The organism is Vibrio sp. 10N.261.52.C11, assembly GCF_041471405.1.
Classification (GTDB): Bacteria; Pseudomonadota; Gammaproteobacteria; order Enterobacterales; family Vibrionaceae; genus Vibrio; species Vibrio crassostreae_C.
Genome location: NZ_JBFROI010000026.1, coordinates 76826 through 90116, shown reverse-complemented (window position 1 = coordinate 90116; position 13291 = coordinate 76826). Strand labels below are relative to the sequence as shown.

11 protein-coding genes and 1 tRNA gene are annotated in these 13291 nt (G+C 45.7%); 4 read left to right on the top strand and 8 right to left on the bottom strand.

Features of this window, described 5'->3' with window-relative positions:
* Positions 1-61 precede the first annotated feature (61 nt).
* Positions 62-146: transfer RNA gene (locus AB4323_RS11265), tRNA-Tyr, on the top strand.
* Positions 147-661: 515 nt separating this feature from the next.
* Here AB4323_RS11265 and AB4323_RS11260 read toward each other — a convergent pair.
* Entirely contained in the window at positions 662-1570 is a 909-nt protein-coding gene (locus AB4323_RS11260) for a Tim44 domain-containing protein (protein WP_372152490.1), read from the bottom strand.
* A gap of 196 nt (positions 1571-1766) precedes the next feature.
* Here AB4323_RS11260 and AB4323_RS11255 point away from each other — a divergent pair, with 196 nt between their 5' ends.
* The 3 genes from AB4323_RS11255 to AB4323_RS11245 all read left to right on the top strand — a co-directional run bounded on the left by AB4323_RS11255 (position 1767) and on the right by AB4323_RS11245 (position 5316).
* Positions 1767-2357, top strand: coding sequence for a TetR/AcrR family transcriptional regulator (locus AB4323_RS11255; RefSeq protein ID WP_048613073.1), 591 nt, complete (start codon positions 1767-1769; stop codon positions 2355-2357).
* Between the two features lie 17 nt (positions 2358-2374).
* Complete coding sequence (locus AB4323_RS11250) at positions 2375-4249, top strand: MFS transporter (RefSeq protein WP_102320179.1); 1875 nt, start codon at positions 2375-2377, stop codon at positions 4247-4249.
* Positions 4250-4395: 146 nt separating this feature from the next.
* Positions 4396-5316 (top strand): YeiH family protein, encoded by a 921-nt coding sequence (locus tag AB4323_RS11245; protein WP_017060176.1) that lies wholly within the window; start codon positions 4396-4398, stop codon positions 5314-5316.
* Between the two features lie 133 nt (positions 5317-5449).
* Here the strand turns inward: AB4323_RS11245 and AB4323_RS11240 are convergent, their stop codons facing one another.
* From AB4323_RS11240 to AB4323_RS11210, 7 genes are all read right to left on the bottom strand, one after another.
* Positions 5450-5617: a hypothetical protein gene (locus AB4323_RS11240; RefSeq protein ID WP_048664248.1), complete on the bottom strand. Its 168-nt coding sequence runs from the start codon at positions 5615-5617 to the stop codon at positions 5450-5452.
* Between the two features lie 140 nt (positions 5618-5757).
* Complete coding sequence (menE, locus tag AB4323_RS11235) at positions 5758-7197, bottom strand: o-succinylbenzoate--CoA ligase (RefSeq protein ID WP_372152487.1); 1440 nt, start codon at positions 7195-7197, stop codon at positions 5758-5760.
* A gap of 64 nt (positions 7198-7261) precedes the next feature.
* Positions 7262-8269: an o-succinylbenzoate synthase gene (menC, locus tag AB4323_RS11230; RefSeq protein WP_372152485.1), complete on the bottom strand. Its 1008-nt coding sequence runs from the start codon at positions 8267-8269 to the stop codon at positions 7262-7264.
* 75 nt (positions 8270-8344) lie between these two features.
* Complete coding sequence (gene menB, locus AB4323_RS11225) at positions 8345-9211, bottom strand: 1,4-dihydroxy-2-naphthoyl-CoA synthase (protein ID WP_017064079.1); 867 nt, start codon at positions 9209-9211, stop codon at positions 8345-8347.
* Positions 9212-9316: 105 nt separating this feature from the next.
* Positions 9317-10114 carry a 2-succinyl-6-hydroxy-2,4-cyclohexadiene-1-carboxylate synthase gene (gene menH / locus AB4323_RS11220; protein WP_017065885.1) on the bottom strand — a complete coding sequence of 266 codons (798 nt, stop codon included), beginning with the start codon at positions 10112-10114 and terminating at the stop codon, positions 9317-9319.
* Positions 10115-10123: 9 nt separating this feature from the next.
* Complete coding sequence (menD, locus tag AB4323_RS11215) at positions 10124-11848, bottom strand: 2-succinyl-5-enolpyruvyl-6-hydroxy-3-cyclohexene-1-carboxylic-acid synthase (protein WP_372152483.1); 1725 nt, start codon at positions 11846-11848, stop codon at positions 10124-10126.
* On the bottom strand, positions 11845-13152 hold the full coding sequence (locus AB4323_RS11210; protein WP_017060167.1) for an isochorismate synthase MenF: 1308 nt from the start codon (positions 13150-13152) through the stop codon (positions 11845-11847). Before AB4323_RS11210 ends, menD begins: the two co-directional genes overlap by 4 nt.
* Between the last annotated feature and the right edge of the window lie 139 nt (positions 13153-13291).

Sequence of the window (13291 nt, the reverse complement as noted above, 5' to 3'; positions counted from 1 at the left end):
TTGATGGGCTTATGGGAAAACATCAATTTAGGCTTACTTTGTGAAAAGTAAGACACACCCTGGAGGGGTTCCCGAGTGGCCAAAGGGAGCAGACTGTAAATCTGCCGGCACTGCCTTCGATGGTTCGAATCCGTCTCCCTCCACCATATTCTCCTTAATTGGAAAATCGAAAAGCCAACTCATTGAGTTGGCTTTTTTCGTTTCTGAGCTTTATCTCTTACTAAACGTGTCTTCTAAAACAACCCTCAACTTCCTAAACACTAACCCGCTCCTACAAATAACTAAGCGATCTAGCCCATTCAAACATCAGTGATCCCATACTTCTGCATGACGCTCACAAGCCAGATAAGCAGCGCAGCCTAAACAATGGGTCGATATATGTTCTTCGCATTCGTTCGCAATTATCTGTTTCTGCTGCAAAGTAACCTCAGGCTCCAATACGGGTTCAAAGAACTTTGTCATTACTCATTACATCCAAATAAAATCAGTTAGTTAGTTAGTTAGTTAGTTAGTTAGTTAGTCTCAGGTTAATCCAATCTTTAACTAAGATACATATCATTAGACGCAAAAAAGCCCCTGCTGATTTCTCAGCAGGGGCTTTCTATTATTTGGTGTTATTCCGAATAACTACATCCTATTGATGTTGAGTTAAATCCTGGAATTAACCTTGAATACCAACAATTAACCATGGTGCATTGTTAGTTGTTAGGTCACGCTCTAGATGCCAGATATCAGTGATATCTTCTTCAACGCCATCCGCTGTGTCACGGTAACGACCGCTAAACTGAAGGCTTAGCTGTGCTTTGCTACCATCGTGGTCTGCGCGAACGATTTCAGCATCAACGTACATTACGTCTGTGTGCTGATCACCGTCTAGCTTATTACGCTCAGCTTTTAGGTCTTCAAATAGGCTTGGAGATACGTATTCTTCAATCGTGTTTAGCTCGTTGTGATTCCATGCACCTTGCAGTGTACGGTAGTGCTCACGAGAACCATTGATGAATGCCGCTTGATCAAAGCCCGGTGGGTAGTTATGTGGAACATCGCTTTGTGCACCAAAACCGAAACCACCACCAGCGCCTTGTGATTGAGGTTGTGTTTGCTCGAAGTTATGAACATTTGGTTGTTGCTTAGGTTGTTCAAACTTGTTCTGACCCATGCCGCCGAATGCTGGCTGTTGGCCACGTGCATTCTGCTGATTCATTGAGCCCTGCTTCGCGCCCAACATTCCGCGTAGGAATTTAAACGCTAGGAAAGCAATCAGACCCATAATCAGAATATCCATGAACTGGATACCTTCAAATGCGCCACCAAAGAATGCAGCTAAAAGACCACCAGCAAGTAAACCACCTAGCAGACCGCCCATAAGGCCTTTCTTGCTAGAGTTAGCTGCTGTGTTCTTACCTGTTTGATCTTGACGGATCGAATTCGTGTTTTGTTGTTTTGGTGCTGGAGCCGTTTTAAAGCTTTTGCCAAATGACTTACCACCACCAAACTTTTTCGCTTCCGCGATTGGCGTCACCGCGACTGTTACCAACAGGATCGCGACTAGTGAGAAAAATCGTTTCATTATTATCCTTTATAGGTTTTTTATCTTTCGACACCTTAATCATACTCGTTAACAAAGAACAATGAAATATTCACCGTGTTTACACATGTATCATAATATTGCGGCTATTAATTGATTACTAAACTAGCGAAGGGATTGACGGCACTCTGGGGCAGCATTAAAATATTGAACGATGTTCATTTAATAGAAAGTACCCATGGCAAGACGAAACGATCATACTCGCGAACAATTAGTGCAATTAACCTTAAAAACGGTAACCGACTTCTTAGAAGAGCACTCTTATCACGAGCTAAGTCTACGTAAAATCGCCAATATGATTGGTTACGTTCCAAGTACCTTAGTAAATGTATTTGGTAATTACAACCTACTGCTTTTGCATGTGGTCGCTCAAACATTAGATGAACTGGCGTCAGAATCCGCTGCAACTGTTGAACAATCGAGCAACCCTCAACAAGCTCTATTCAACCTTGCCTACTGCTACCACGATTTTGCACAGAGACACCCTCACCGTTGGCAGCTTATCTTTGAGCACAACATGAACGGTGAAAACCTTCCTGAATGGCAATCGAACCGCATCGATAGAATGACAGGCATGCTAGAACAGTTGCTAGTAGCGATTGCTCCTGAACATACGAAAAGCGAAGTCGTTAAAGCCAGCCGTGTATTATGGTCTGGAGTACACGGAATTACTCTACTTAGCGTTGATGATAAATTTTTCGCCTCTGAGCCTATTGATGGTAAAGAGCTGATCAATAACCTAGTCTCAAACTACTTAACCAACTGGTAATCATCCAAGGAAAGACAATGAACAACAGCAGCCAATCTTCGCTGTTAACGCAAAAAAGGTTCCTACCCTACTTTATTACCCAATTTCTAGGAGCCTTTAACGACAACATATTCAAAAATGTCCTGTTACTGTTTGTTGCTTTCGCAAGCGTAGACACGCTGCCTATTTCCAGCAATCTATTCATTAATTTGGCCGCTGGCCTTTTTATTCTGCCCTTCTTCCTATTTTCAGCTTTGGCTGGTGTACTGGCCGACAAATACGAAAAATCGTGGTTTATCCGTAAAGTTAAGCTCCTCGAAGTAGTGATCATGTCACTGGGTGCGATCGGATTCATCTACGAAAGCTACGGAATATTACTTCTGCTCCTGTTCCTTATGGGAACGCAGAGTGCTTTCTTTGGCCCGGTGAAATACGCCCTGCTTCCACAACAATTAGAAACAAAAGAACTGGTATCTGGTAACGCTCTCGTCGAGACAGGTACATTCTTAGCGATCCTGATTGGTACTCTCGGCGCAGGCATCATTGCATCTGAAGAAGGCGCAAAGCTCATTGCTGCGGTGTGTATTGTTTCGTTCGCCGTGCTTGGCTATGTATCAAGCTGGTTTATCCCACAAGCGCCAAGTAATGCACCAGACCTTAAAGTAAAGTGGCAACCTGTAAAACTGACCCGCGCGACACTGGCGATTGCAAAAAAAGATCGCCCGACCTTTCAAGCTCTGATGTCTATCAGCTGGTTCTGGTTCCTTGGTGCGGCTTACCTAACTCAGTTTCCCAACTTCACTAAACTGCATCTAAACGGCACTGAAAGCTCCGTCGCCTTTTTACTGGCACTATTCTCGGTAGGCATTGCAATCGGCTCTTTAGCTTGTGATAAGTTATCTAATCACCGAATTGAAATCGGCATCGTGCCAATGGGCAGCTTAGGTATCTCGATCTTCGGTCTTCTGATGGCGATATCCATCCCGGAGTCTTTGCCTGACTTTAGTTCTTTCCATCAATTCGTAACCTACTCAGAGCTGTGGCCACTGTTTGCTTACCTTCTGCTTCTGGGTATCTCTGGCGGTGTCTTTATTGTTCCTCTGTATTCACTGATGCAGTTACGTGCCAAGCCCGACGAGCGTGCCCAAGTGATTGCCGGGCTCAATATCTACAACTCACTGTTCATGGTGGGAAGTGCGGTATTAGGTATTGTTTGCCTTAGTGTTCTAGATCTTTCAATTCCGCAGCTGTTTATCTTGCTCGCTGTGGGCAACACTTTGGTGATGCTGTACCTGTTTTATCAGGTGCCTATCTACGCTTTCCGCTTCTTTACGTGGGTGGTCACTCACACCATGTACAGAGTTAAACATAAGAACTTACATCACCTGCCAGAAAAGGGCGGTGCGTTGATTGTCTGCAACCATGTGAGTTATATGGATGCACTGCTGCTGAGTGCGGTTTGCCCTCGCTTGATCCGTTTTGTGATGGAAGAGGATTACACCAAGTTGCCGCCAATTCGACGCTTCTTGAAAAGAGCTGGGGTGATTCCAATCTCCGCGACCAACCGCAACTCGATTCGAAACGCTTTCAAAGAAGTAGAGCGTGCCCTGCATGAAGGTCACATCGTGTGTATTTTCCCAGAAGGAAAGCTCACCTCTGATGGCGAAATGGCTGAGTTCATGCGTGGTATGGAGCTGATCATCAAACGTTCCCCTGTCCCAGTGATTCCTATGGCTCTTAAAGGATTATGGGGTAGCTACTTTAGTCGTTACAAAGGCCGTGCCTGCAAAGGGTTACCCACTCGCTTCTGGACTAAGCTAGAGATAGAAGCTGGCGAGCCGATTTCACCTAAACAAGCCTCTTGTGAAACGCTTCGACAGTCAGTCTCTGACCTTCGCGGATCATTACGCTAGTTAACCAGCCCTTTATTCATATCAGTTGAACAAGCGTTAAGTTTTCCTTAACGTTTGTTCAATTCATTTAGACTTACTTATCATTTTATTGAACGTATAGTGGCCTCATCACAATAACGCCACAACAAAACAAGACTCTAAATACAATGAACCTAAAAAAGTCCGTTCCATTTTATCTTGCTGCACTGTTTTGCTTAACGCCTTGGGTTAGCTCACCGACAGCCCTGGTTATCGGTTTCCTGCTTGCTAGTTTAGGATTAGTCCCTGAACACTTGGAAGTCGGCAAGCTTACCAAAAAGCTACTGGCCTACTCTATTGTTGGCTTGGGTTTTGGTATTCAGTTTGAAAAAGCATTAGCAGTAACAGGCGATGGTATTGGGCTCATTGTAACGACGATTATCGGTACATTAGTCATTGGTTGGTTCTTGGCGAAACAAATGGGGCTAGACCGCACTACGGGCTATCTTATATCTTCTGGTACCGCGATTTGTGGTGGTAGCGCGATAGCAGCAGTGGCACCCGCGATCAAAGCAGACGATGAACAGATTGGCTTGGCATTAGCCACCGTATTCGTGTTGAACTCGGTTGCTCTATTCTTATTCCCGATGATTGGTCACGCGCTTGAGCTCAGCCAACAAACATTTGGTACTTGGGCAGCGATAGCGATTCACGATACGTCTTCTGTAGTAGGTGCAGCTTCAGCGTATGGCGAAGAAGCACTGACGACAGCGACAACATTGAAGCTCGCTCGCGCACTTTGGATCATCCCAATCGCTTTAATTAGTGCGATGATCTTCAAGAACGATCAAAAGAAGATTACGGTTCCCTACTTCATTTTCTTCTATTGCGCCGCTATCGCGGTGAGTGACTTACTGCCACAATTTGAGATGGTCTATCAAGGAATCTTTGATGTGTCTAAGCGAGCACTGGTCGTGTGTTTGTTCTTAATTGGCTGTGGTATTTCAGTTGAGAAGTTAAAAGCGGCAGGGCCGAAACCACTGATGTTTGGTATTACAATGTGGGTCATGATCTCAACGGGTTCATTGGCGTGGTTAACTCTCGCTTAGCCCGCATAGAAACGCTTTAGATGTTTGTTCGGTGAACTAGACACTCAAGTTAGCGAGCAACAAAACAAAAAGGCAAAGCTCCAATGGGCTTTGCCTTTATCGTTTGTGGTAAGGGTATTCTTTGTTGTAACAATCACGAATCAAACAGGGGCTTATCACTCTTCTTGCTCTCTCTTTTCATTAAAACGAGTACCACAACCAACACAAATGCGGTGAGTTCAGCCAACGAGCGAGTCAACCCTGACGAAGTAACCGCTTGGCCTATCTGCAGCAAAACCGCAATGATGAGGGCAATTTTCATAATAAGACCTTATTCTATAATCCGTTATTTATATGGCTTATTATGATTGATGGTTATAAAGATAATAAATTCTGTTTTGAACTATCTAATTGCTAAATTAACTAACTGCAGGCCAAGTGAACAAAAAACCTCCGACTCAATTAGTTAGAGCGCCGGTGTTGCAACAACCACTGCGCTAATCCCGCTCTCGATACCTTAATACCTAACTGTTCTTGTTGAGGCATGCGGTAATACTCAATAGGGAACTTAAATCGCTCTAGGCTTCCTTGTAGCTGCTCTGCAAACCATTCTTTGGTTAGAACTTCATCACAGTCCACAATAGCTACTGGTCTAAAACCAAATTCGCTGTCTTCTATGGGCACAATAAAGGCTTGCTTAACTTCGGGCAGCTGGTTAAGTACTCGCTCAATTTCTTCGCAATGAATGTTCTCACCACCAGAAATAAACTGGTTGTCGGCACGGCCAATAATCGACACTTGTTCGCCAAGCCACTCACCAAGATCTTTGCTATCAAACCAACCGCTCTTATCAACTAATGGCGTTAAGTTACCTTGATAGTAATACCCGGACGCGAGCGTCTCGCCACCAATAAAGATACGTTGTTCTTCAATTTTTAGCTGGCGATGGTTAAGGACAAAACCGGCGGTGCTGCCGGCATCAACGGGCTTCGCGGTCACGGTTGAAGCCGCTTCAGTCATGCCGTATCCAAGCCATGTTTCGATGCCCATTTGTTGAGCTTCGAGCCCAAGTGCTTCTGGTATATGACTACCACCCAAAAGTACATGCGTTAAAGTAAGTGCTTGCTTACTCTTTAACAATCGATGTAGTTGAGTAGCGACCAATGAAGCATGACTGCATTCTTCTATATCGGTTTCAAGCTGACCTGTGCCTATTTTGATGCAACCACCAGCCGCCAACCAACGATGAACTATCGCCAGCCCCGACACATGGTACATAGGTAAACTCAGTAACCACGTGTCACCTTGTTGATAACGAAACACCTCAAGCAGCCCTGACGCAGAGCATAGGTGCTGCTCAAGTGTATGAGCGACCGCTTTTGGGTTTCCGGTAGAACCTGAAGTGAATACGATGCTCGCTAGATTTTGCGGATTGAAATTGGATTCTTGAGGTGTCGTTATCTGCTCATCATCACCATCAAACTTCAGTTCACTTAGGCAAGGCAAGGTCACCAACTGAGTATTCAAATCGGCAGTCTCTGATTGCTCTATTCCGCTATTGCCCAAGAGCCAAAGGTAGCTCTGTTGATCTGCTTGATATAAGGAATCGAGCTTTTGCTTCAGGCGTAAACTAGGCTGAGGCATCGTAAACGCACAAACCACACCCAAATTGAGTGCGGCAAGATAAACAGGGATCACTTCAGCTTGATTCTTACCAACAATCGTCAGTACATCACCTTCAGATAGGCCTTGATGAGATAGCTGTTGTTGGTACTCACTAACCAACACAAACACTTGCTGCCAAGTATAAGTGCGGTGAGTGGTCACTAACGCTGGTTGAAGTGGGTTTTGCTGCGCCCACTTTACCCAGAGCGGGGGATGATTAGATTGTGGGCGCATCATATGATAACCAAAAATAGATTAAGAACTTGTTAAGCTAACTAAATAGCCATTCAAATAGCTCGGTCTAAGAAGACCAAATCAATTGTTGCTTTTCAAGCGTAGAGACAGGCAACTGACAGCCCGGCCAAGAAACCTCTAGCTGCTGCTTGAACAAGCCAATCGTATCCAACCCCGGCACTTCATTTGGCAAATATTGCTGCGCCAGACGAGCAATCTGAGTCAGACCTAGGCTCGACTCAATGCTTGAGCTCAATACAGGTTTCATTCCAAGCTTCTGTGCTCGCTCAATGATTGCCACGCAACGCTCGACAGAACCAATAAGAGTTGGCTTGATCACGACTGCTTTAACACCAGTAAGGTCGCTAAGATCAAATTCCGGGCTGCGCACCGCTTCTTGCAGTGTCTCGTCCCACGCAATCGCCACACCATGGTCAATGGCAAAGGCCAAACTGTCTTCTGGCTTTTGGCAAGGCTCTTCGATAAAGCTTATACGCTGGCGCATTGACGGCGAAATGTATTTAATGAACTGCTTCGCTTTCTCTGGCTTCCACGCGCGGTTGGCGTCAAGTCTTAGAGTCAAATCAGGGATCGACTCAAGGAATAAGCTCACCAACATACCATCACGAATCGCTTCGTAGAGACCGACTTTCACTTTGGCAACCTTCTCGCCTTTCATCTCATTCAGCACAGGGATCAATTCATCTGGATCGCCTGTACACAAAGGTGCCGCTTGGTAGTTACCTTGAGCGTTAAGATCGCCTCGCAATTCCATCATCGCCATTGAAAAGCCAAACGCGACAGAAGGATACAGCTCGTCGAAAGGCGTTTGAGGCTTATTGTGGCTCCAAAGCTCTAATTCGTGTTGAAGCTGAATGCCAGCTTGTTCGGCATCTTCTTGGCTAAAACCGGGCAAAGGCGCAACTTCGCCAAAACCAGTTTTACCATCACACTCAAGTTGGATGATATAGCCAACACGTTCGTTCAACTTATTGTCACGAAGAACCACACCACTATCCATAGGTAATTGATAACGGTAAAGTTTAGCGTGACGCTGAGAATTCACTGAGTTCATAAAGTTTCCTAAAAAACGGGGAACATCAAAACAAAACGAGCCGCTATTAGCGACTCATTTTGAAGAGGAGAAAGACTATGGATTACGCGGGAACTTGTCGAAGTCCGGTCGACGTTTCTCGTTGAATGCGTTGCGGCCTTCTTGGCCTTCCTCTGTCATGTAGAACATCATGGTTGCGTTACCAGCCAACTCTTGTAAGCCTGCTTGACCATCACAGTCAGCGTTCAGTGCCGCTTTCAAGCAACGCAGTGCCATTGGGCTGTGTTGAAGCACTTCACGACACCAACGAACTGTCTCTTTTTCTAGGTCAGCAACAGGAACAACGGTGTTTACAAGGCCCATGTCCAGTGCTTCTTGTGCATCGTAGAAGCGGCACAAGAACCAGATTTCACGTGCTTTCTTTTGACCAACGATACGAGCCATGTAAGAAGCACCCCAACCGCCATCGAAAGAACCCACTTTAGGACCCGTCTGACCGAACTGCGCGTTTTCAGCTGCAATAGTAAGGTCTGCCATCATGTGAAGTACATGACCGCCACCGACTGCCCAACCCGATACCGCTGCGATAACTGGTTTTGGACAAGTGCGAATTTGACGTTGGAAATCAAGTACATTCAAGTGGTGCGTACCTGAGTCATCTTGGTAACCGCCGTAGTCACCACGGATACTTTGGTCACCACCAGAACAGAACGCCTTCTCACCAAGACCAGTCAAAATGATTACGCCAACTTTCTCGTCATAACGAGCATCAGCCAGTGCATTGATCATCTCTTTTACGGTTTGTGGACGGAACGCATTGTGCACTTGAGGGCGAGCAATCGTGATTTTCGCAATACCGTCATCAGACTTGTGGTATTGAATATCTTCATATTGACTGCTTTCATCGCGCCAGTTAACGGCTGCGTAAAGTTCTTCTTCTGTGATGCCTACTGTTTTAGCCATGATGATTCCCATTATTCTATTAGAGAGCGCGACTAGCGTAGAGTCGCGACGGTGTTGCTCTGCTTTCTATAGCGCTTGATACGAGAGGTTCGCTCAGTCAGTTCATCAACGACTGGCGATACATTGGATGATCAGATTTGAAAACATCTCTGGTTGCTCAAAATGAACATTATGACCCGCGTAATCCACCTGACTATATTCAAAGCCACTATTCTCAGCTAGCTCCATGAATTTACGATCTTTTTCTCCACATACATAATGCAATAAATGCTCATGAGATTTCAATGTGGCACGTAAATCCGGTTGCTTAGCTAACGAAGTAGATAACAACATATTTGCTACGGATACTCCAAGGTTACCACTACGCTTTATGACCAAAGTTTGTCTTTGCTCATGATTTAGTGAAGAAAAGACGCTTTGTTGATACCAATCGTCTAAAACATCTTCAATCGACTGCTGTGCAAAGCGAACAGCCCATTGCGTATCGTGTACTAACCTTTGTGCTCTTTCTTCATCACATTCCAAGCCAAAGTTGCCACCTTCAATGATGACTTTCTCTAAGTTAAGAGTTTCGAAGCAAGGGCTTGTTACCCCATACATGGCAAGCCTTCCCCCCATAGAATACCCAATCACCACGATAGGATAATCGACAGGAAGATCGTTGAGAGCCAGCTGAGATGTGATGCACTGAACTATCTTGGTACAGCAATGATCAAAGCCTACAGGGTCGATAAACCGGCTTTGTCCGTGTCCGGGCAAATCTATGCAAAGACGAGGAAAGTCTTCGAGGAAGGGGTGGCATGCACTCCAATCATCCCCGCTTCCGAGTAAACCATGTAAAAAAACAAGCAAAGGTTTGTCAGAAGATTCTTGTACTGCTGGGTAATAATTGGAGTAAAGCATGTAAAGTCCTTAGGCTAATGCCTCGGTGAGCATTGAGCTGAATTGCTTCAGCAAAGTAGACGCTTGTTCGGGAGGCGTCTTAACTTCTACGAGCAAGGTACCCTGACCTTGTTCAAAATGTTGTTCGATGAGCGTTTGATAGCAATTCAAGGTTTCTGGCGCCGCATAACCAAGATGGAATTGCACAGCAGCATGTTCAAAATTGAAACCATGAGGCATTTGATATAGAGACTGTTTTTGTTGCTCAGGAACCGGCAAAAAATCAAAGATTGCCCCACCATCGTTATTGGTAACCACAATAACCATTGGTGTTGTGCTGTGAGTAAGTAGCGCCAACGAATTTAGGTCGTACAACAAAGAGGTGTCACCAATCAGCATCATCAAAGGATTCTGGTTGGCTTTTATCACTCCCGCAGCCGTCGCCACCAAGCCATCAATGCCCGATGCACCGCGGTTGCTGTAGACTTGAGTCGCAGAGATTGATGACAGCATATCCACCAGCCTTACCATCAAGCTATTTCCCACAAAAAGCTCTCTGCCCTTAAGTCTAGACGACAAGTCAACGGCAACACTCAACTCTGTCAGTTGGTCGTTATTAGAGATTTGCGCCAACGCTAACTGCTGAACCGTATTCGCGACTTCCGCCAAAGATGCCGCCCAGCCAGCATGTTCTCCCAACAGCGTTGGTAGATGTTGCTCTGATAACCAATGTTCGATATCAGCGACAATATGAGTTTGAGGCAGATGATCTTGATTAATACGATGTGCATCTGGTGAAACAACGATGTACTGCGATGAACAAAATGTGGCAGCTTGTTCTTTTACCCATTGGTTAAGACGCTTAGATACGATGCGCTCACCAAACTGGATAATAAAATCACACTGACTAAGCTGTGCTTTGGCTGCGTCACTTTGCATCCATAAATCATAGTGTTTCCAGTCACTACTGACACCCGATTGAGGGTCACAGAATACTGGCCAGCCCAAAGCTGTCGCAAACTGCTTGGCTTTAATTGCAGCTTCATTCTCGATAGAACCAATAATCACTGCGCCTTTACGAGCGACATAATCACTTGCTGAGACAGGCTGAGCGATTAAATGACTGGGCAAATAAGTGTTCGAGTAAAGGCAGGTTGAAGCTCTCCAAGCTGCCACGCTCTTTGTATAATCCGCATACATCTCGGCGCTATTAGCGGAATAAAGCGGTTCTGGGAACGGACAGTTGATATGAATAGCCCCACCGACGCTGCGCTGTTTCGCCAGTGCGTTATCAACCGACGTCAAAAGCCAATTCAAAGAAACTTGTGTCGTTGGACTTGGAAGGTTTAGTGCCGTTTCAACGTGAGACGAAAAGATACCCTGCTGCTGAATCGCTTGATTGGCACCACAGTCGACTAAATCAATCGGTCGATCGGAGGTCAACAAGATTAGCTTTTCTCGCGTTAATCCAGATTCAGCGGTCGCTGGTAGAAGGTTAGCTACGGCAGTTCCAGAAGTAACAACCACCGCAACGGGTTTGTTGCTCGCTTTAGCTAAACCTAAAGCCAAGAAGCCAAGCCCGCGCTCATCAAAGTGCGTATGTAAGGTTAGCTTAGAGTTAGCTTCGGCTTCGAGTGTTAATGGTGTTGAACGAGAGCCTGGCGCGATGCAAACATGTTCAACACCGCTGCGGGCAAGCTCTTCAAGTAATGTGTTACACCAAACTCTGTTTAATACAGCTTGGTCGTGATTCATGACGCCACACCTAATGGTGGGTGATCAGAAATGAGACTGAGCAGAGTCGACATCTTCTTATTCAGCTCTTGCCACTCATGTTCGGCAACCGATCCCGGCACGATCCCCGCGCCAGCAAACAGTTGTACTTGATCGTTTACAATCAAGGCGCTTCGAATCGCCACGCAGAATTCCGCTCGCTGATGACTGATATAGCCTACAGAGCCTGCATACCAACCTCGTGCAAACGGTTCGTGTTCAAGAATGAAATCCATCGCCTCTTTACGAGGTAAACCCGCCACCGCAGCAGTTGGCTGTAAGGCAGCAAGCAACTGCACACCATTAACGCCATTGTTGAGCTGAGCATGGATATTGCGCTTCAAATGCTGCACCTTACGCAAGCGCACTAGACGCGCATCCTTTTCAACATGGACCGTTTGAGAATGAGGAGTGAGACGCTCAATGATGTCGTCGACCACATACTGGTTCTCATTGAGGTTTTTGCTGTCTTGAGAAAGCCAGTTGGCCAGTTCCATATCCTCAGTAGCGTTCTCTCCGCGACCAATGGTTCCAGCAAGCGCCTCGGTATCAAGCTCCATACCATGTCGGCTATATAAGCGCTCTGGTGTCGAGCCAATGAAACTGTGTTTAGAATCCAGCACCAACATAAAGTGGAAACTGTGGTGATTTTGCAGATAGCTGGCTTTAAGTAATTGAGCTGCGCAGATAGGCGCATCGAGTTGCAGTGTGGTTTTACGTGCTAAAACGACTTTTTTGTACTCTTCATCGCTAATGCCTTGCAGCACTTTATCGACAAGGTTGCCCCACTGCTCTCTTTCTGGAACGTGATTGATCTGTTCAATATGGGCAGACAAAGGCGCCAATATCGCGGCTTCTACAGAAAGCTTATTCAAAGCATTAATAGAAGAAACGCGATCAGGGGACAAATTAACCGCCAGCGACCAAGTATTGTCAAAGCGGATCAATTCAACCTGAGGAAGGAAGAAAAACGACTCCATGCAGCGACGGTTCTTTGCGGTGTGCCCATCAAACGAGCGTCCACCCCAGATTCGTTGGTCTTCACCAAGAATAGCGTACGCGGGTGCAGGATCTGAAAACGTATGTAACTGTCCGAGCGCAACAACCTCTTCACGAGTGTCGCGTGACTGCCAGTAGAACTTAGGAAAGAGCGGTTGAGCATGAAGCCATTCTATAAATGCAAACGATGGTTTTTGCGTTAGAACTTCAACACAACGAACTTCGCTTGCTTGGGCATTTTGTACTCGCTCAATCAAAGCGGAGATAGTTTGCTGGAAATGTGACAAATCGACCTCGTTCACATCTAAATTATTATTATATTAGTTTGATACTTTATGGGCAGTACCCACTTAGATCAAGAATGTACTATATCTTTTCAACATTCCTGTGATTTTAAGCGATCCCGCCCCTTTATTCATCTTAGCC